This window comes from Streptacidiphilus sp. ASG 303, from assembly GCF_020991365.1.
GTDB lineage: Bacteria > Actinomycetota > Actinomycetes > Streptomycetales > Streptomycetaceae > Peterkaempfera.
Genome location: NZ_JAJLRA010000009.1, coordinates 133128 through 152561, shown reverse-complemented (window position 1 = coordinate 152561; position 19434 = coordinate 133128). Strand labels below are relative to the sequence as shown.

Below are 19434 nucleotides of genomic sequence, written 5' to 3'. Positions count from 1 at the left end.
GCATGGCCGAGCGGGTCCCGTCGACGGGACAGGACGGGCCCCCGGCCCCGGGCGGCCGGCCGGAGGCGCAGGACCGCCGCCCGCGGTACGACTGGCTGTCGGAGCGCGCGGTGGAGGCCGAGCGCCAGGTGTCCGACGCGTTCGACCTCGGCGCGTGCGTCCGCGAGCCCATCCACCTCCTGGGGGGCGTCCAGTCCTACGGCACCCTGCTCGCCGTCCGCGCCGCCGACGGCGTGGTGGACACCGCCGCCCTCAACACCGGCGACCTGCTCGGGGCCGAGGCGCAGGACCTGGTCGGCACCGGGGCCGCCCGCCTGCTCGGGGCGGAGCAGTGGGCGCAGGCACGGGAGGCCGCGGAGACCGACCCCGCCGGGGGAGGGCTGCTGCCCATGACCGTGACCGTCGACGGCCGCCCCCGCCTCTTCGACGTGACGGTCCACCGCACCGACGACCTGCTGGTCCTGGAGTTCGAACCGCGGACCGCGGGCGCGCCCTTCGCCTTCCAGGACTTCTACCCGGGCGTCCGCCGGGCGCTGCGCCGCCTCCAGGGCGCCGCCACCGCGGCCGAGTGCTGCCGGGCCGCGGTGCGCGAGGTGCGGGCCCTGACCGGGTACGACCGGGTGGTCGCGTACCGCTTCGACGGCGAGGACGGCCCCGGCGAGGTGGTCGCCGAGGAGATCGCGGAGGGCCGCGAGCCGTGGCTCGGCCTGTGGTTCCCCGCCAGCGACATCCCGCCGCAGGCCCGCCGCCTGTACACGCGCAACTGGATCCGGGTCATCGCCGACGTCGACGACCCCACCGTCGGCCTCCACCCGCCGGTGCGGCCGGCCACGGGGCAGCCGCTGGACCTGTCGGGATCCGTCCTGCGCACGGTCTCGGGCTACCACCTGGAGTACCTCCGGAACATCGGTGTCACCTCCTCGATGTCCGTCTCCCTGCTGCGCGAGGGGCGCCTGTGGGGGCTGATCGCCTGCCACGGCGACACCCCGAACCGGCTCTCCCCGGAGCTGCGGGCCGCCTGCGAGTTCTTCGGCACCGCCCTCTCGCTCCAACTGGCCGCCCTCGACGAGCGCAGCCAGTCCGAGACGTTGGCGCGCAGCCGGTCCGTCCTCGCCGGCCTGGCCGGCCGGATCACCGACGACCTCGCGGGCAGCCTCATGGAGACGCCCGGCCTGCCGGAGCTGGCCGCGGCCGACGGCGTGCTCCTGCTGCGCGGCGGCACCGCGGCGGCCGGGGGAGCCGAGCCGCCCCCGGCCCTGGCCCCCCTGCTGCCCCGGCTCGCCGCGGGACTGCCCGCCGGGACGGTCTGGTGCACCGACCGCCTCCCGGAGACCCTCGCGGAGCAGGACCGGGCGGCCGCGGGCACCCCGGCCCCGGCCCCGGACCGGCCGGCCGCCCCGGGCGCCGCCGCGCCGGGCGCCACGCAGGACGCAGCCGCCCCGGCCGCCACGCAGGACGCCGCCGCGCACGGCACGACCACCGCTCCCGCCGCATCCGCGCCCGTGCCCCCGTCCCGCCCGGCCGCGCAGGACGGCGGCCTGCCGGCGGGTCTGCTCCTCGTCCCCCTCACCGGCGAGGGCGACGTCCTCGCCTGGTGGCGCCGCGAGTGGCCCACCTCCCGGGACTGGGCCGCCGACCCGGCCCGCCCGGTCCGCCTCGGCCCCCGCGGCGAGCGCCTCACCCCGCGCGGCTCCACCGCGGTCTTCCGCGCCACCGTCCGCGGCCGCAGCCTGCCCTGGACCGCCGAGGACCGGGCCGCGGCCCACCAGCTGTGGCGCACCCTCTCGGACCTGCTGCTGCGCCGCGCCTCCGAGCTCTCCCAGCTCAACGAGGAGCTGCGCCGCATCAACGAGGACCTCAACTCCTTCGCGCACGCCGCCGCCCACGACCTGAAGGAGCCGCTGCGCGGCATCTCCAACGCCTCCGCCTTCATCGTGGAGGACGCGGGCCCCGACCTGGACGCGGCCACCCGCCGCCGGCTGGACACCGTGCAGCGGCTCGCCGCCCGCATGGACGGCCTGCTCGACTCGCTCCTCCACTTCTCCCGCCTGGGCCGCGTCGGCCTCCAGCGCGAGCGGACCGCCCTGGACACCCTGCTCGACGAGGCCCTGGAGGTCGCCGGGGGCCGCCTGGCGGAGCGGGAGGTCGCGGTGCTGCGGCCGGGCCCGCTGCCCGTCGTCTCCGCGGACCCCGCCCGCCTGCGGGAGGTCCTGGTCAACCTCCTCGTCAACGCCGCCAAGTACGCGTCCGACACCGGACCGCGCACCGTCGAGGTCGCCGCCGGGAGCGCCGTGCCGCCCGGCGGCGACGGCCCCGTGCCCGCCGTCGTCGTCCGCGACAACGGCATCGGCATCCCCGCCGACCAGCACGAGGAGGTCTTCCAGCTCTTCCGCAGGCTGCACCGGCGCACCGAGCGGGGCGGCGGGTCGGGTGTGGGCCTGGCCGTCGTCCGGCGCATCGTGGAGCGCCACGGAGGGGTGCTCTGGCTGGAGAGCGCGCCGGGCGAGGGCACCGCCGTCTGGTTCACCCTGGACGGGGGCGCGGAGGGCTGAGGGCCGCCCGTCCGGTACGGCCCGGCCTCAGTGGCCGCCCTGCTGCTGCCAGTAGTCGACGGCGCCCTTCAGCACCGTCCGGAACAGGTCGAAGTTCACCGGCTTGTACACGTAGCTGTCGGCGCCGGCCGCGTAGCACGCCTCGACCTCGGCGGGCGCGGTGGACGAGGTGAAGACCACCACGGTCACGTCCGCCAGCTCGCCGCGCGCGCGGATGTCGGCGAGCAGCGAGTGCCCGTCGCGGCCCGGCATGTTGAGGTCCAGCAGGACCAGGCCCGGACGCGGCGCCGCGGGGTCCAGCAGCCGCGCCAGCACGCCCTCCGTGCCCGACGCGAACTCCAGGGCGACCTCGGGGTGGGACCGCGACAGCGCGCGCTCGATCGCCTCCGTGTCCTCCTCGGAGTCCTCCACCACCAGGATCAGGCCGCCTGCCACCGCTGTCCCCTGCCGTTCGCCCGTCATCCGCACCCCTCTCCGCCGCCCCCGGAGCCGTCCGTTCCCTCGGCCGCGCCCCGGTCCGCGCCCTCGTCCGCGCCGCGGACCCGCGCCACCAGCAGGGCGATGTCGTCCGCACCGGAGGCCCGGAAGTCCACCGCCTGGTGCGCCAGCTCCTCGGCCACCCGCGCCGCCCCCAGCCCCCGCAGCCCGGCGAGCCGCCCCGGCAGCAGCCCCTCGAAGAAGGACCCGTCCCGGGCCCGCGACTCGGTCAGGCCGTCGGTGAAGAACACCGCCGTGTCCCCCGGCCGCAGCCGGTCCTCCGCCACCGTGTACCGCGGCTCGTCCACCACGCCCAGCAGCAGTCCCCCCGCCCGCACCTGCTCGACCGCGCCGTCCGCCCGGAGCAGCAGCGGCGGCGGGTGCCCGGCGCTCGCGGTCCGCAGCAGCATGCCCTCCCCGCCGTCGGGGTCGAGGCACGCGATCGCCCCCGTGACGAAGCGGGAGGTCCGCTCCCGGCGCAGGGCGGCGTTGAGCCGGCTCAGTGCGGTGCCGGGCGGCGCGCCGTCCTCCAGCAGGGTGCGGAGGGTGTGGCGGGCCAGCCCGGTGAGGGCCGCCGCCTCCGCCCCGCGCCCGCACACGTCCCCGATCACCAGGGCCGCCCCGCCGTCGCGGGGGACCACGTCGTAGAAGTCCCCGCCGACGTCCAGCATGGGGTCGCCCACCTCGTACGAGGCCCCGAGGTCGAGGCCCTGCACGTGGGGGAGTTCCGCGGGGAGCAGGTGGCGCTGCAGCGAGAGCACGTGCTGGCGGCGCTGCTCGTAGAGCATCGCGTTGTCGAGGGCCAGCGCGGCCCGTTTGGCCAGGTCCCCCAGGAAGAGCGCCTCCGGCATCCGGGGCTCCGGCCGGCCGTACAGGAAGGTGATGGTGCCCAGCACCCGGCCGCGTGCCCGCAGGGCGTCCACCGTCACCGCGCCCACGTCGCCCACGTCGCCCACCTCGCCCGCGTCGCCCGCCGCGGAGAAGGGCCCCCCGCCGAGCTCGCCGGCGTTCAGCCGCAGCCCCTGCGGGCTCCGCACCGCCCGGGCGATCAGCCGGGCCAGCCACGGGTCCGAGCGGCCCAGCTCGGCCGTCCCCCGCTGGCTGCGGGCCGCGACGTGGACCGCCGCGACGCACTGCAGCTCCCGGTCCCGGTACAGGTGCACCAGGCAGCCGACGGCCACGGCGGGCACCGCGATCCGGGCGACCCGCTGCACGGTCTCCTCGACGTCCAGCGAGGCGTCCATCTGCAGGGACGCCTCGGCGAGCAGCGCGTCGGCCGCCCGGAGCCGCTCGGCCAGGCCGCGTTCGGCGATGCGCCTGCCGCAGGCGGCGACGATCTCGGAGACCTGCCGCAGGCGGGCCTCCAGCAGCTTCCGCTCCGGGAAGTCCCCCGTCCCCAGGGTGAGGGCCGACCACTCCCCGTCCCCCAGCCGGAAGGTGCACGTCAGGGCCTGGGACACGCCGGCCGCCCCCAGGGCGCCCGCCTCCGGCCACGCCGAGCCCCGGAGCTCCGCCACCGCGTGCTCCCGGACCTCCGCCGAGGCCGCCGGCCGCCGCGGGGTCCCGTCGTACGGGCCGTGCGCGAGCAGCTCCAGCGTCGGGGCCGCGTCCCCGGCGGTCAGGGCGCGCAGGTAGCGCCCCCGGGAAGCCCCGTCCCACCGGGTCCCCACCACGACGCGGACGCCCGGCAGCCTCAGCAGCACGTCGTACAGGTCGTCCGCCAGGACCATGACGTCGACGGCCTCGTCGGCGGCCTGCCACAGCCGGTGGAGGTCCTCCGCCCACCTGTCGTCCACGCCGCCTCCGCTCCTGCCGGTCGCCGGGCGCGCCGACCCCGACCCGCTCCGGGCCCTGACCGGGCCGTTTCCACGGGGACCCCCTACCCCGGGATGCCGCACCGACTAACCGCCGCCCGGGAGGGGACGGCGGTCCGGCCGCCGCGCCTCCCGTCCGGGTAGCGGCCGGGACCGCGTGCCGCAGGGCCGCGGTGTCCCTTCCGCGGATCCTCCGGATCGGGCATCGTCCTCCTCGGCAGTACGACCCGTCACCCTTTCCGGTCCCAGGAGGACCCATGGACACCGCAGAGCGCTTCCAGGCCGCAGTCGAGGAGCACGACCTGACCGCCCTGGACGAGCTGTTCACCGAGGACGTCCGCTTCCACAGCCCGGTGAAGTACGCCCCCTTCGACGGCCTGCCTGCCGTCAAGGGGCTCTTCGGCGTGCTGCTGCGCACCTTCGAGGACTTCCGCTACGTCGGGCGCCTGGACGGGACGGCCGAGACCGGCGCGGGCGGCGGCCGGGTGCCGTCGGCGGCGCTCTTCTTCCGGGCCGCCGTGAACGGGCGGGAGATCCACGGCGTCGACCTGCTCCAGTTCGACGGCGCGGGCCGGATCGAGGAGTTCACCGTCATGGTCCGCCCGCAGTCGGCGGTGCACGCCCTGGGGGAGGCGGTCACCGCTGCCCTGGTCGCCGACGGGATCGTGCCGGACCCGGCCGCGCGCGGTTAGCGCCGTGTCCGCAGGGGCCCACCGGGCCGACGGGTGCGGGGGCGCGGCGGCCGACGGCCGGCTCCCCGCACGGCGGCGGCGGTGCGCCGGCCCGGTACCCTGCACACCGTGACCGACCCGGACGCGTGCCCCGACCGCGGCGATGCCGATGTGGCGGCGGCTGCGGCGCGCGCCGGCGCGGAGGCCGTGCGCGCCAGGTACGGGCAGCGGCTCACCCGTATCGACAAGGGCGCCGGGGACTTCGCCACCGACGCCGACGTGGCGGCCGAGGAGGCCGTCCTCGGCGTCATCCGTGCCGCACGGCCCGAGGACGCGGTGCACGGCGAGGAGGGCGGGCGGCGGGGCGCGGCCGACGCGGCGCGCCAGTGGCTGGTGGACCCCCTGTGCGGCACCCTCAACTACGCCGCCGGCAGCATGCTGGTCGCCGTCAACGTGGCCCTGCGCGACGGCCCGGCCGCGGTGGCCGACCCGTTCGGCGGCGAGGTCTTCCTCACCGACGGCAGCGCCGCCTGGGTCCGGCGTGACGGGGGCGACACACGGCTGGCGCCGACGGCCGCCACCCGGCTGGTGGACGTGAACCTGGACCCGCCCTTCCCGAACGCGCCCGGCTTCCGGGCCGTCGACCTGCTCGCCCACCCCGGCTTCGCCGCGCGGTTCCGGCCCCGGGTCGTCTCCACGACGCTGGCCCTGGCCTGGGTCGCGGCCGGCAGGCGCGCCGCGTACGTCACCGACGGCGGCGACCTCACCGCGAGCGTGCACTTCGCCGCCGGCATCGCCCTGTGCCGGGCCGCCGGCTGCGTCGTCACCGGGATCGACGGCGCTCCGGTCGGGCGGACCGGCCGCGGGCTCGTCGCGGCCGCGGACGCCGCGACGCACGGACAGCTGCTGTCGATGATCAACGGTTGAGGCCGGGTGCCGCTCCGGCGGTCACGCCGCCCGCCGGCAGCCCCCGCCCCGCCCCGGGACGGAGGGGCGGCCGCGGCTCCTTCGCGTCGCGCGACGCCGCCGGCGCGTCCGCCCGCCACGGCGCCCTCCGGGCCCTCCCCGACCCCGCAGGGCTGCCCGGCTCCTCCGCCGCCCGCGCGCTGCTCGCGCTCTGCGAGGACGTCGGTGGGGAACCCGGTACGACACTGCGACGGCCCAGCACGACGGGCCACTGACGATCACGCCCCGGGCCGGACGGCGCGTGCGGCGGCCGCGGTGGCGCCGGGGAGCGCGCAGCGCGTCCCCGAAGGGCGGGCGCGACTGACGCCGGCCGCGGCGGGGCCCGTCGGCACCCGCCGGCACCCGCCGGCCGGGCCGCGCCCGCGGACCGCCTGCTGCCCGAGGCACCGGCCCGCCGGGTAGGGTGACGCCCCGAGAGCGTGCATCCGAAGAGGGCGGGGGCCTTGCGTGGACCAGCCGATCGTGGTGGGCCGCCGCAGATGGCTCCTCCTGGGCGGGCTCGGCGGCCTGGCCGCCGTGGCCGGCGGTGCGGCCCTCCTCCTGGAGGCGGACGACCGCGACGCCGTCCCGGGCCGCGGCAGGGTGCGCACCGACACGGCGCCGCTGCAGCGCAGGTTCTCGGTGGTCGGCCGCCTGTCCGACGCCCACTGGCTCGGCTACGACCCGGACGGGTCCGGCCGTGGGGCGATTCCGAACCCGGACGCGCGGATCCGGGTCGTCGGGGTGGCCCGGCTGCCCGCCGGCACGGTGCGCGCGATCACGGCCGTACCGGGACGTGCCTTCGCCCCCGCCGAGCAGCCCCGGGTACCGCAGCAGCTCGCGCGATACCTGCCTGCGGACGCCCGGTGGACGGCCAGCGCCCGGTACGACGACCTCGTCACCCGCTCCCGCTACCCCGGCCGCTTCCACCTCGACCCCGTGACGGACACCGTCTGCTTCGACACCCTCGACCCGGTGCCCGTCGACGGCCCCGGGGCCCAGGAGGGCACGGCGTCCGTCCTCGCCGGCCCGTCGCCCCGCCCCTCCGGTCAGGCGGGGTAGGCCCGGACCTGGGCCGCCTTGACGGTCGCCCACACCGCCGCCCCCGGGTGCAGCCGCAGCTCGGCGGCGGCCTCGGCGGTGAGGTCGGCCGCCAGCGGCAGCTCGCCGGTCAGGTCGAGACGGATCCGGTCGCCCTGGGCCTCCAGCCCGGCGACCTCGCAGCGCCACAGGTTGCGGGCGCTGGAGGCGGTGGGCCGCTCCCGGTGGACGGTGACGGCGGCGGGCGGGAAGGCGACGAACGCCGGCCCGGTGAGGTCGCCGTCCGCGGTGACGGCCGCGCCCCCGTCGAGGCGGACGGTGCGGCCCTCGGCGCGGCCCTGGTAGAGGTTCAGCCCGACGAGCCGGGCGACGTAGTCGGTCCGCGGGTGGCGGGCGATGTCGGCGGGTGTGCCGTCCTGGACGGCACGCCCGCCCTCGACCACGACGACCCGGTCGGCCAGCACCATGGCGTCGAGCGGGTCGTGGGTGACCAGGACGGCCACGGCGTCGAAGTCGGCGAGGTGCCGGCGCAGCGCGGCGCGCACCTCCAGCCGGGTCCGGGCGTCGAGGGCGGCGAGCGGCTCGTCGAGGAGGAGCAGCCGGGGCTCGGTGGCCAGGGCGCGGGCGAGCGCGACGCGCTGCGCCTGGCCGCCCGAGAGGCGCCGCGGCTTCGCGCCCGCCCGGTCCGCCAGGCCCATGCGGTCCAGCCAGCCGGCGGCCAGCGCCCGGGCCCGGGCCCTGGGCACCCCCTGGCACCGCGGGCCGAAGGCGACGTTGTCGAGGGCGGTGAGGTGGGGGAAGAGCAGGTAGTCCTGGAAGACGACGCCGACGGGGCGCTCCTCCGGCGGCGCGTCCTCCAGGGAGGCGCCGTCCAGCCGGACGCGGCCCCCGGTGAGGGGGGTGAGCCCGGCCAGGGCGCGCAGGGCGGTGGTCTTGCCGGAGCCGTTGGGGCCGAGCAGCGCGAGGACCTCGCCGGGGGCGGCGGTGAGCCGGACGTCGAGGCGGAAGGCGCCCCGCTCGACGACGAGGTGGGCGTCCAGTCCGGGCGAGTCCGGGCCTGCGGGGCCCGCGGCGGGGGATCCCGTGCCGGGGGAGGGGGCCGTCATGCGGCGGCCGTCCAGCGGTCGCGCAGGGCGGCCAGCACGGTGACCGAGACGGCGAGCAGCACCAGGCTGAGCGTGACGGCGGCCTCCGGGTCGTCCTGCAGGGCCAGGTAGACGGCCAGCGGCATCGTCTGCGTGCGGCCGGGGAAGTTGCCGGCGAAGGTGATGGTGGCGCCGAACTCCCCCAGGGCGCGGGCCCAGGCCAGGACGGCCCCGGCGGCGACGCCGGGGGCGATCAGCGGCAGCGTGACCCGGCGGAAGGCGGTGAGGCGGGAGGCGCCGAGGGTGGCGGCGGCCTCCTCGAAGCGCGGGTCGGCGGCCCGCAGGGTGCCCTCCACGCTGATGACGAGGAACGGCATCGCCACGAACGCCTCCGCGACGACCACTCCCGCGGTGGTGAAGGGCAGGGTGATGCCGAAGGCGGAGTCCAGCCAGCGCCCCGCGATGCCGTTCCGGCCCAGGGCGAGCAGCAGCGCGACGCCGCCGACCACCGGCGGCAGGACCAGCGGCAGGGTGACCAGGGCCCGCAGCAGGCGGCGGCCGGGGAACTCGGTGCGCGCGAGGAGCCACGCCAGCGGCACCCCCAGTACCAGCACCACGGCGGTGGCGGCGGTGGCGGTGGTCAGTGACAGCCGCAGCGCCTGCCACACCTGCGGGTCGGCGAGCTGCCGCGGCAGGTCGGACCAGGGGGCGCGGACCAGCAGCCCGACCAGCGGCAGGACGAGGAACGCCAGGCCGAGCAGCGCGGGCAGCAGCAGCGCCGGCGGGACCCCGCGGCGGAGGCGGCGGGCGTCCGGACGGCGCGGCCCGCCCCTCCCGGGGCGGGCTGCGGCGTCGGACGGGGTGCGGGAGGTCACGGGGCGAGGAACCCCGCCCCGGTCAGCACCTTCGCGCCCTCGGGCGAGGTCACGAGGGCGACGAACTCCCGCGCGGCTCCCGCGTTGGGCGCGTTCTTGAGCAGGACGACCGGGTAGTCGTTGACGGCCCGGGACGACTCGGGGAACTCCACACCGTCCACCCTGCCCGACGCCGCCCTCACATCGGTCCGGTACACGACGGAGGCGTCGACCTCCTTCAGCTCCACCTTGGTCAGGGCGCTCCTGACGTCCTGCTCGTAGGAGACGGGGGTCAGCCTCACCCCGGCGGCGTCCAGCGCCTTCCGCGCGGCGGCGCCGCAGGGCACCTCCGCCGCGCACAGGGCGACCTTCAGGCCGGGGGCGGCGAGGTCCGCGAGTCCGCGGATCCCCCTGGGGTTGCCGGGCGGCGTCGCGATCTCCAGCCGGTTGCGGACGAACGTCACCGGGGTGCCGGCGGCGTCCTTCGCGTCGGTGACGGTCTGCATGGTCCTCGGGCTGGCGGCGGCGAAGACGTCGGCCGGGGCCCCGGAGGTGATGGAGGCGGCGAGGGTGTCGCTGCCGCCGAAGTCGAAGACGACCCGGGTGCCCGGGTGGGCCGCCTCGAACGTCCTGCCCAGGGCGGTGAAGCCCTCCTTGAGGGAGGCGGCGGCGAACACGGTCACCGTGCCGGACGGCTTCCCCGCCGAGGCCGCCGACGAGGCGGAGGGGCCGGAGGAGCCGCAGGCGGTCAGCGCCAGCAGCGCCGCGGCGCCCCCACCGGCCAGCCGCACGGTCCTGCGGCGCACGGAGCGGATGGTCACAGGTCTCTCCCTCTTCCGTCCCGGGCCCTCGTCCACCGGGCCGACCGCGGCCTTCCGGCGGCCGTGCCGGTCCGTGCGGCCGCTCCGGTCGTACGGCGGCAGGGGTGCCCGGCGCGGGCTCTGTCTCCTGCCCCCGCCGATGATAGTGCCGCATGAGCGGCCCTGGGGGAAACTTCTCCCTCGCACCTGCACATCACCAAGGGGTCCGCGGTAGGCAGGTGCGGTTTTCTCCCGTGGGTTTGTCCGTCCCTGCCGCGGGGAGTCCGCGCCCGCCGCGGGCGCCCGTACGGGCCCCGCCCGCCGAGGGGGCCCGCGGTCCGAGGGCCGTCCACCGCGTCCTCACGGAGCGGCCGCCCGCCGCCCGTCCCCGCCCGCCGCCGGACCGCCCCCCGCCGGGCCCCCCGCCGGGCCGCAGCCCTGCCAGGGCGGCCCGGTCACACGGGTCGGCGCATGCACACCCGCGGCCGCAGGTCGAGGCCGAGGTCGGCCTCCCGCCGCACGAGCGCCCGCAGCTCCGGCCCGAGCTGCTCCTCGGCCATGGTCCGGAAGCCGCAGCGCCCGTAGTAGGGCGCGTTCCACGGCACCTCGGCGAACGTGGTCAGGGTCAGGGCCGGCATCCCGCGGGCGGCGGCGTGCCCGGCGGCGTGGTCCAGCAGCGCCCGCCCGATCCGGCGGTGCGCGTGGTCGGGGTGGACCGAGACCTGCTCGACGTGGAGGGCGTCGTCGACGGGCTCCGCGAGGAGGTACGCCACCGGCACGTCCGCCCCGTCCACCGCGGCCCAGGCCAGGCCCGCCCGCCGGTACCGGTCCAGTTCGGCGTCCGTGAACGGCTCGTCGTCGGCGATCTCCGGCAGCCCCACCTCGCGGAAGCACTGCCCGGCGGCCCGCTCGATCTCCTGCAGGCGTCCGTGGTCCGCGGCCCGGACCTCCCTGATGCGCATGCGCCCAGTGTCCCCGTGCCGCGGCCGCCGGTCAGCCGGATTTCCTGCACCCCTCCGTACGGCGGCCGCCCCGCACCCCGCCCGGCGCGGCGGTGGTGCGGGGCGGCCGGCGCCTCACTTGCCGGGTGCGGTCACGGCGAAGTTCTGCCCGGGGGCGAAGGTGGTGACGCTCGGCGGGATCGCCTTCATCTCGTCGATGACCGCGCAGGCCGGACACTTCTGGTAGCCCTGCTGGCGGGCGCTGTTGGCCGCCGCGTCCGCCTTGGCCTGGGCCACCCGGGCCTGCGCCTCGGAGACGGCGGCGAAGGCCGCCTGGGCCTTGTCCACGGCCGCCTGCACGTTGTCCGGCAGGCTGACGCGCACCAGGTTGAACCGCAGGCCCTGCAGGAACTCGTCGCCCAGCGTGACCTTCAGGTCCTCGGCGAGGGAGCTGTTGACGGCGTTCTGGACCGCGGCGATGTTGCCGTTGTTGGTCTTCCCGGCCCCGGCGGGCGGGACCCCGGGCGACCCGCTGTTCTGCACCAGGGCGCAGGAGGAGACCAGCTCCGCGCAGCGGAACCTCGAGATCTGCTCGCGCAGGTCGTTGTCGATGACCGGGCGGATGATCTGGTCGAGGAAGGCCGACCAGCCCAGGTCGCCGTCGTAGGCGTGGTACAGCCTGCCGTCCGCGCCCGTGAAGCCGCGGGTGCCGAACTTGTTGTCGAAGTCCCGGAGCGTCTTCTGGTCGAGGTTGAGCGTGAAGTACAGCGTCCCCTCGATGCCCATGTCCACCCCGTCCGAGGAGGGGGTGCGGACCACGTCGACGCCCGGCCGGTCGCCGGCGCCGGCCCGGGCGGTGATGGTGTAGAACCGCTGCTGGCTCGGGTACTTGTGGCTGGTCGAGTAGAGGCCCGTCCAGGTCAGACCCGAGGCCGGCGGGATGATCTGCCGGATGTTGCGGTCGTCGAACATGCCGCCGTTGCGGACCACCGCGACCTCGCCGCCGTCGGTGCGGTCGAACCCGCCGAACAGCGCCGACAACACGTTGATCACCACGATCAGGACGGCCACCCCGGCCGCGCCGTACGCCAGCTTCCTGCGTGTCACTTCTCGTCCCCCCGTGCGGAGCAGATGGGCACTGTGCCGGGACCGCACCGTACGCCCCCCTCCGGGGGTCCCGCCCACCGGGGTGCGCACTGCCGTGTCCGCGGCGCACCGGAGGCGCGCGTCCCGCTGAACGCGCCGCTCCGGGCACCGCCCGTCCCCCGCGGTCCGCCCGTGGGTCCCCGCGGCCGCGGGGCGCCGGAGCGCGGCCGCGACCGCCGCCCGGCGTTCCTGACGGCGTCTCGGACGCGGAGTGTCCCGTCACCTCGATGCGCCCCCTCCCGGGTGCCCGGGGTCGGGAGGGGGAGGGACGTGCGGGAGGTGGCGGCGGAGGGGGCGGGAGATCGATTTGCCGTCCCCCGAGGCCGGGTTCATGGTGAGAAGGGCATGCATGTCACCGCACTCCGAGGAGGCCGGAACCATGCGCACAGGAAAGCAGAAGCGGGCAGCGACTCTCGGGTCGCTGCTCTTCGCCGCCACCCTCGCCCTCACCACGGCGACCGTCCCCCAGGCGTCGGCCGCACCGGGCACGGCACACCGGGCCTCCGTCGCGGCGTCGACGTCGGCGCCCTCGTACGGCAACCCGTACCGGCAGGGCTTCCGGCAGGGGTACCGCGACGGGTACCGCGACGCCCGCGAGGACTGCCGCCTGCGGCACGCCCGCCGGGAGTTCAGGCCGCACGACAACGGAGGCGACCGCCGGTGGGCCCGGGGGTACGCCGACGGCTACGACGCGGGCTACACCCAGGGCCACTGGCGGTTCTGCTGGTGGGACCGCCACTGACCCTCCCTCACCCCCTCCGTCCGCCGCCCCGCCGACCCCGGCGGGGCGGCGGACCGCCTTCCTGCCGAAGGCGGGAGGCCCGGCCTCCCCGGTCCGCCGGCCGACCCGCCCGGTGTGGCGGCGGAGCGCGGCCTCCCCGGCCCTCTGGTGACCGTCCTGCCGGCTCGTGCCCAGGCACCGGACCTCTGCTTCCCTGCCCCCGCCGCTCTGCTTCGGTCGGGCGGCCCGCTGTGCGTCGCCGGGCGCCGCGGCGGCGGTCCCCCCTGGGGCCGCAGTATGTCCGGGCCGACCGGCGCCGCAGCCGGGGCCGGAACCGACGCCGGGATCCGCGCCGCCGCTGACACCGGCGCGCCGACGCTGCTGGGACGGACGCCTCGCCGCTGCCCGCTGCCGGTCCCTCTCCCTCCCCGGCCGCGGCCGGGCCGTACCCGGCCGGGGCGCACGGCCGGAGGCGCCCGACCTGTTCCGCCCCCCGCCGCGGACGCCGGGATCCCCAACGGGCCGCGCCCCAGCACTCCCTGCCCCCGTGCGACCGCGCCCCCGCGTTCCCGCGCCCCTGGGTCCGTGCCCTCGCGCTCCTGCATCCCGCCCCGACCCGTTCCGTGGACGGTCCCGAGCCGCGGCGGTCCGGCCGGGTGCGGCGCAGCCCACGACCCGTCCGCAGCGGTCCCCGAGGACCGTCCGCGCTCTCATGACGGACCGTCACCTCGAGGTGCGGGCCTCCGGCGCCCTCGCGTCCGTCGGAGTGGCGGGCCGGACACGAACTGGTCATGAACAATTCACAAGCGGGTGTCTACCCGCATAGACACCCCGGCGCAATCCTGGTGCGGCACCCCCTCCCTTGCCCCTCCTCCGCAGCAGGAGTGCCCCGCCATGCCCGGAACCGTCCGCCGCCTCGCCGCCGCCCTCACCACCGCCGTGCTCGCCGCCGGCCTGCTCACCGCCGCCACCGGCACCGCCGACGCGGCGCTGCCCACCCCGATATCGGCGTCCACCGCCCGCACCTACCTGTCCTCCCTGAAGGTCGCCACCGAGAACCGCACCGGCTACAGCCGCAGCCTCTTCTCCACCTGGGACACCATCTCCGGCACCTGCAACACCCGGGAGTGGATCCTCATGCGCGACGGCGCGGGCGTCGTCACCGACTCCTCCTGCGCCGCCGTCTCCGGCACCTGGTACTCGCCCTACGACGGCGCCACCTGGACCGCCGCCTCCGACCTCGACATCGACCACCTGGTGCCGCTGGCCGAGGCGTGGGACTCCGGCGCGTCCGCCTGGACCAGCACCAGGCGCGAGCAGTTCGCGAACGACATCACCCGCCCGCAGCTCCTGGCCGTCACCGACAACGTGAACCAGTCCAAGGGCGACCAGGACCCCGCCACCTGGCTGCCCCCGCTGACCTCCTACCGCTGCACCTACGTCCGCGCCTGGGTCCAGGTGAAGTACTACTACGGCCTGTCCGTCGACACCGCCGAGAAGAGCGCCCTGGCCGGCGTCCTCAACGGCTGCTGACCACCGCGTCCGCCGCCCGGCCGCCCGGCCGCCCGGCCGCCCGGCCGCCCCGCCGCCCTGGCGGGGCCGCGGGGCCCGGTACCGCCGCTGCGCGGCGGACGCTCCGGCACGCCCCGGCGTGCCGCCCCGCGCCGCCCGCCGCACCACCCGCCGCGCCGCCCGGTCCGGCTGCCGGACGGCGGCCGCACGGGCAGCACCTCGGAAGCGCCCCGGCTCCCGGCGGTCCGGAACGTGTGGGGCCGCCCGAGGGCGCGGAGCGTACGAGGCCGCCTACCGCCGCCCCGTGCCCGGCTCGACGCTCAACTGGACGCCCAGCTCCCGGAAACCCAGGGCCGCGGCGGCACGTCTGGACGCCGGGATCCGGGCCCGCCACTGCGGCAGGAGCCCGGCGGCGAGGGCGTGCGCCGCCGCGGCCGAACCCGTGGCCCGGGCCAGACCCCGCCCCCGCCAGGCGGGGGCGGTCAGGACGCCGATGTGGGCCGCCCGGCCCTGCCACACCTCGTACCCGGCCGCGGCGACGACCCCGCCCGCCGCGCGGACCGCGAACAGCGGCGAGGTGGCCTCCTCCAGACCGGCCTCCCCGGCGTCCGCCTCGCCCGCCTCCTCCTCCAGTCCCCGGAGGTCCGTGTGACCGGAGGGCAGCTGATGCACCGTCGGAGAACCCGGCGGAACCGGGCGGAACTCCTCCCGGGACGTGTACGCCAGCGTCGCCGGGCCCAGGACGCGTGCCACCGGCAGCACCCCGCGGACCGCGTCGACGTCGGCGACCGCGTCCGGCGGCAGGTCCGCCAGGGCACGGGCTCTCGCTGCGGTGTCCTCGTCGGGCACGGTCACGATCGCCGCCCCGCTCAGGGACACCACGCCCACCCAGCCCGCTGGGCACAGCTGCGACCGGGGCGAGACGGCCACACGCACACCGCCCCTCCCCGGGAACGGCACCGACGCCAGGCCCTCCCACAGCGCGCGGGCCCTGACCGGCAAGGGATCCGTCGACATCGTCCGATCCTGCCAGCCGTGCACGGGACCGGCCACGGAATTCCGCCGCCGCGCCCGCGCGCGACGGTCCCGCCGCATCCGCCGCGGACGGACAGCCCGAGGACACGGCCGACCCACCGGGTGCAGGCCAGTCCCACCCCGGCCGCGCCGCGCGCCCCCCTCCCGAGTCCCCGAAGACGTCCTGAGGGTGTCTCGGCTCAGCCGTCCGGCGCTCGGGGCATCGGCGGCGGGGGCGTCGGTCGGCCGGTCGACGTGCCCGCTGCCGGCCCCTCGGACACGCGTCGCTCGCGGCTTCTCAGCACCGCGCGGGGCTTCGGTCGGACGACGATCAGGCCGGCGCCGGCAGGGCGTCGACCAGCCGGTCGATCTCGTCGTCCGTGTTGTAGTAGTGCACGGAGGCGCGGACGACCGATGTCAGGGACCGGGGTTCGAAGTCCCAGCGCGCATGGTCGGCGACGGAGACCGAGACGTTGATCCCGCCGGCTCGGAGGGCCCGTGCGACGTCCTGGCTGTCGTGGCCCTCAACGGTGAAGGTCACGATGCCGCACTGCCGCACCCCCCGGTCGTGGACCCGCACTCCGGGCAGCGTCCGGAGGCGTGCGCGCAGGGTCGCGGCCAGCCGGGTCACCCGTTCCCCGATCGCGTCCAGGCCGAGGTCGAGGGCGTAGTCCACGGCGGTCCCGAGGCCGATCTTGCCGGCGCAGTAGGTCTCCCAGTTCTCGAACCGGCGGGCGTCGCCCCGGACCTGGTAGCCGTCCGCCGACGTCCAGGTGGCCGCGTGCAGGTCCAGGAACGGCGGCTCCAGCTGTTCGCGGATCCGCGGCGAGCAGTACAGGAAGCCGGTGCCGCGCGGGGCGCGCAGGAACTTGCGGCCGGTCGCGGTGAGCAGGTCGCAGCCGATCTCGCCGACATCGACGGGCATCTGGCCGATGGACTGGCAGGCGTCCAGCAGGTAGACGACGCCGGCCTGCCGGGCCACCTCACCGATCTCGGCGGCCGGATTGACCAGGCCGCCCTGGGTCGGCACGTGCGTGATCGCGATGAGCCTGACCCGTTCGTCGACCATGGCGCGCAGCGCGTCGACGTCGAGCTGTCCGTGCGCGTCGTCGGGTACGACGTCGACGCGCACACCGTGCCGGCGGGCGGTCTGCAGGAAGGCGATGGCGTTGCTCGCGTACTCGGCACGGGCGGTCAGGATGCGGTCGCCCTCGGCCCAGGGCAGGGAGTGGAACGCCATGTCCCAGGCGCGGGTGGCGTTCTCCACCACCGCGATGTCGTCCCGCCCGGCGCCGACCAGGCGGGCCAGCGCGTCGTAGGTGTGCTCGATCCGCCCGGCCTGCGCTGCCGCCGCCTCGTACCCGCCGATCTGCTCCTCCAGGCGCAGATGCCCGATCACGGCGTCGACCACCGGCCGGGGCGGCAGCGACGCCCCGGCGTTGTTGAGATGGACCACCCGTGCGACCCCCGCCGTCTCCCGACGGACCCGCTCGACATCGATCAGCGCCATCGGCACCCAGCTCCTTCGGGACCCTGCATCTCTTCGCGGCGGGCGGAGTACGACCTGATACTCGCAGGTGGCCGTGTCGTCCCAGAAGGCCATACGGGTGTCTGCGGTCTCCGGGCACCCGAAGGGCGGGGTCGTGGGCGGGCGGGAGTGTGCGGAGACCGTCGGCGGTGGGGCCGCCGAAGCGGAGCACGTTCTCGCGCTGGTGGGGGCTGGACACCGCCAGGTCGCCCGTGTCCGGGGTCCCCTGCGTGGGCCGTCCGACGCGGGAGGCCCGTCATGTCGACGGCGGGGGAGAACACCACGCCGACGGTGAGGAGACCGGCGAACGCGACGGCCTTCTCCGGCGGCCCGGGACCACGGCCGGCAAGCCGGCCGGCGTGGCCGAAACGGAGCCGCGCAGGCGTCGGCCACCAGGTGACGGGCGGTGCCGCCAGAGCCGCCGTACCGGATCGAGGGCGCGGCCCTCCCGGCCAGGAGGCCTGCGACGGCCGCGCCCGTCGCGGTCCCGTCCGCCAGCTCCCCACGAGGCCTGTCCGCGGGGGTCGGGCGCGGGAGTCGGGCGCGGGAGTCGGACGATCGCGGCGGAGGGCCCGGCGGCGGGCGGCGCCACGACTACCATCGGCCCGTGGAATCGCAGGTGGACGACGCCGCACGGTCCGCCCTGGACGCCTACCTGTCCGGGCTGGACCGGGCGTGCCCCGGCCTCGCCCGGGGCGTCCACCTGACCGGATCGGCCGCGCTGGGCGACTGGATCCCGGACCGCAGCGACCTGGACATCCTGACCGTCACCGACCGCCCCCTCGCCGAGGACGAGCTCGACGCCCTGGCCGCCCTGCACGCCGCCGCGGCCGGACCGCCCCACCTCGACGCGGTGTACCTCCCCCTCGACGCCGTCGGCCGGAGGCCGGCACCCGGATCCCCCGGCTTCCCCCACGTCGTCGACGGGGTCCTCCACCGCTCCGGCCACCACCCCGACCCGGTGCTGTGGGCCACGCTCGACCGGTACGGCCGGACCCTGCGGGGCCGCGCCGCCCAGGACCTCGGCGCGGCACCGGACCCGCACTGGCTGAGGGAGTGGAACCTGGCCAACCTCGCCTCGTACTGGCGGCCGCTGGCGGCCGACGCGCGCCCCCGCCTCGCCTCCCGCGACCCGCACGCGCCGATCCCCGCCGACGCCGTCGCATGGCTGGTCCTCGGCCCCGGCCGCCTGCACCACACCGTGGCCACCGGCGGCGTCATCTCCAAGACGGCGGCCGCCGACCACACCGCGCGCCTCCTTCCCCGGTACGCCGCCCTGCTGTCCCGGGCCAGGTCATGGCGTCTGGGCGACGGGACGGTCGCGTTCACGGCCGCCGACGGCCTGGCCGCCTGCGACCTGGTCAAGGCCGTCGCCGACCACGCCGACCGGCTGTAGCCCCCGTCCGCGTGCCGCAGGCGCCGTCGACCGTCCAGCAGGAGCGCGGCGGCCCTGCTCCCGCCGACCGGGGGCCGCCGCACGAGCGGACCGACCGCGACCCGTCCCGCTGCCGCCTGCGTTGCCCCCGCCCACCCTTCTGCCGCCCGTGCCAACGTCCCCGGGAGCGGGGACGGCCGGCGCGTCCGCTTGCCGCCGGTGCACCGCCCCGGGCCGCCGGAGGGCCACCCGGCCCCGCCGGACCGGGCTCCGCCCGGCCCCCTTCCGTCCGGTCGCCGCCCCCGTGCGGATCGGCCCGGACAGCCACCGGGCGTCCCCGCCGGAGAGGCCGGCTCGCCACGTCGCCGCCGTCCGGTCACAGGACCTGCGCCGGAACCGCAGGACACGGCCGGAGCCCGACGGGTACGTCCGCGGCGTACACCCGGCAGGGTGCCGGACGGACCCGGACCCGGACCCCGGTCCGGCGGGCACGGACGCGTCTGACGCGCCGGTCCTGCCGGCCGCGACCCGCGCCCGTCCGGGGAGCGGCGGCCCCGGGACTCGGGGGAGCCGTGGGGCGTATGCTCGCGATCATGTTCGTTCTGGAGCTGACCTACACCGCGCCGACCGACCGGGTGGACGCCGTCCTGGCCGACCACGTGGCCTGGTTGGACGAGCACTACACGTCCGGGACGTTCCTCGCCTCGGGGCGCAAGGTCCCGCGCGACGGCGGGGTGATCCTCGCGGCCGGGACGGACCGCGCGCAGATCGAGGCGCTCGCGGCCACCGACCCGTTCGTCGCGGCAGGGGTGTGCGAGTACCGGATCACCGAGTTCCTCGCCACGAAGACGGCACCCTCGCTGGACCCTTACCGCCAGCAGCTGCCCGGCTGAGGGGACGCCGGACGGCCTGCCGGCGGCGCGGCCCCGGCACGGCGCCCCGGCACGCCCGGCCGACG

General features: G+C 77.3%; 17 protein-coding genes. 8 read left to right on the top strand and 9 right to left on the bottom strand.

Annotated elements, in window-relative coordinates; all coding sequences use genetic code 11:
• Positions 1-2: 2 nt before the first annotated feature.
• Positions 3-2552, top strand: a complete 2550-nt coding sequence (locus LO771_RS14760; RefSeq protein WP_230652434.1) for an ATP-binding protein — start codon at positions 3-5, stop codon at positions 2550-2552.
• Positions 2553-2579: 27 nt separating this feature from the next.
• Here the strand turns inward: LO771_RS14760 and LO771_RS14755 are convergent, their stop codons facing one another.
• Both LO771_RS14755 and LO771_RS14750 read right to left on the bottom strand, forming a co-directional pair.
• Positions 2580-3014: a response regulator gene (locus LO771_RS14755; protein WP_230652432.1), complete on the bottom strand. Its 435-nt coding sequence runs from the start codon at positions 3012-3014 to the stop codon at positions 2580-2582.
• Positions 3011-4825, bottom strand: coding sequence for a PP2C family protein-serine/threonine phosphatase (locus LO771_RS14750; protein ID WP_230652430.1), 1815 nt, complete (start codon positions 4823-4825; stop codon positions 3011-3013). The genes LO771_RS14755 and LO771_RS14750 overlap by 4 nt, the downstream gene beginning before the upstream one ends.
• Before the next feature lie 275 nt (positions 4826-5100).
• Here LO771_RS14750 and LO771_RS14745 point away from each other — a divergent pair, with 275 nt between their 5' ends.
• From LO771_RS14745 to LO771_RS14735, 3 genes are all read left to right on the top strand, one after another.
• Complete coding sequence (locus LO771_RS14745) at positions 5101-5535, top strand: nuclear transport factor 2 family protein (RefSeq protein ID WP_230652428.1); 435 nt, start codon at positions 5101-5103, stop codon at positions 5533-5535.
• Positions 5536-5643: 108 nt separating this feature from the next.
• Complete coding sequence (locus LO771_RS14740) at positions 5644-6441, top strand: inositol monophosphatase family protein (RefSeq protein ID WP_230652426.1); 798 nt, start codon at positions 5644-5646, stop codon at positions 6439-6441.
• Positions 6442-6927: 486 nt separating this feature from the next.
• A complete protein-coding gene (locus tag LO771_RS14735; protein ID WP_230652424.1) occupies positions 6928-7521 on the top strand; it encodes a hypothetical protein in 594 nt (197 codons plus the stop codon).
• Here LO771_RS14735 and LO771_RS14730 read toward each other — a convergent pair.
• The 5 genes from LO771_RS14730 to LO771_RS14710 form a co-directional block, all read right to left on the bottom strand.
• A complete protein-coding gene (locus LO771_RS14730; RefSeq protein ID WP_230652422.1) occupies positions 7509-8606 on the bottom strand; it encodes an ABC transporter ATP-binding protein in 1098 nt (365 codons plus the stop codon). The two genes, LO771_RS14735 and LO771_RS14730, sit on opposite strands and share 13 nt — an antisense overlap.
• A complete protein-coding gene (locus LO771_RS14725) occupies positions 8603-9460 on the bottom strand; it encodes an ABC transporter permease (RefSeq protein WP_230652420.1) in 858 nt (285 codons plus the stop codon). Before LO771_RS14725 ends, LO771_RS14730 begins: the two co-directional genes overlap by 4 nt.
• Positions 9457-10260 (bottom strand): molybdate ABC transporter substrate-binding protein, encoded by an 804-nt coding sequence (gene modA, locus LO771_RS14720; protein ID WP_230652418.1) that lies wholly within the window; start codon positions 10258-10260, stop codon positions 9457-9459. The genes LO771_RS14725 and modA overlap by 4 nt, the downstream gene beginning before the upstream one ends.
• Positions 10261-10694: 434 nt before the next feature.
• The gene (locus LO771_RS14715; protein WP_230652416.1) at positions 10695-11201 is read right to left on the bottom strand and encodes a GNAT family N-acetyltransferase; all 507 of its coding nucleotides are present in this window, start codon (positions 11199-11201) and stop codon (positions 10695-10697) included.
• Between the two features lie 114 nt (positions 11202-11315).
• Entirely contained in the window at positions 11316-12287 is a 972-nt protein-coding gene (locus LO771_RS14710; protein ID WP_230652415.1) for an SPFH domain-containing protein, read from the bottom strand.
• A gap of 418 nt (positions 12288-12705) precedes the next feature.
• Between LO771_RS14710 and LO771_RS14705 the strand changes: the two genes are divergently transcribed.
• Both LO771_RS14705 and LO771_RS14700 read left to right on the top strand, forming a co-directional pair.
• Positions 12706-13068, top strand: coding sequence for a hypothetical protein (locus LO771_RS14705; protein WP_230652413.1), 363 nt, complete (start codon positions 12706-12708; stop codon positions 13066-13068).
• Between the two features lie 873 nt (positions 13069-13941).
• Positions 13942-14580 carry an HNH endonuclease family protein gene (locus LO771_RS14700; protein WP_230652411.1) on the top strand — a complete coding sequence of 213 codons (639 nt, stop codon included), beginning with the start codon at positions 13942-13944 and terminating at the stop codon, positions 14578-14580.
• Positions 14581-14850: 270 nt separating this feature from the next.
• Here LO771_RS14700 and LO771_RS14695 read toward each other — a convergent pair whose 3' ends face one another.
• Positions 14851-15576: a GNAT family N-acetyltransferase gene (locus LO771_RS14695; RefSeq protein WP_230652409.1), complete on the bottom strand. Its 726-nt coding sequence runs from the start codon at positions 15574-15576 to the stop codon at positions 14851-14853.
• A gap of 328 nt (positions 15577-15904) precedes the next feature.
• A complete protein-coding gene (locus LO771_RS14690; protein WP_230652407.1) occupies positions 15905-17083 on the bottom strand; it encodes an aminotransferase class V-fold PLP-dependent enzyme in 1179 nt (392 codons plus the stop codon).
• 625 nt (positions 17084-17708) lie between these two features.
• Between LO771_RS14690 and LO771_RS14685 the strand changes: the two genes are divergently transcribed.
• Both LO771_RS14685 and LO771_RS14680 read left to right on the top strand, forming a co-directional pair.
• Entirely contained in the window at positions 17709-18497 is a 789-nt protein-coding gene (locus tag LO771_RS14685; RefSeq protein WP_230652405.1) for an aminoglycoside adenylyltransferase domain-containing protein, read from the top strand.
• A 572-nt stretch (positions 18498-19069) separates the two neighbouring features.
• Positions 19070-19369, top strand: coding sequence for a YciI family protein (locus tag LO771_RS14680; protein ID WP_230652403.1), 300 nt, complete (start codon positions 19070-19072; stop codon positions 19367-19369).
• Positions 19370-19434: the final 65 nt, after the last annotated feature.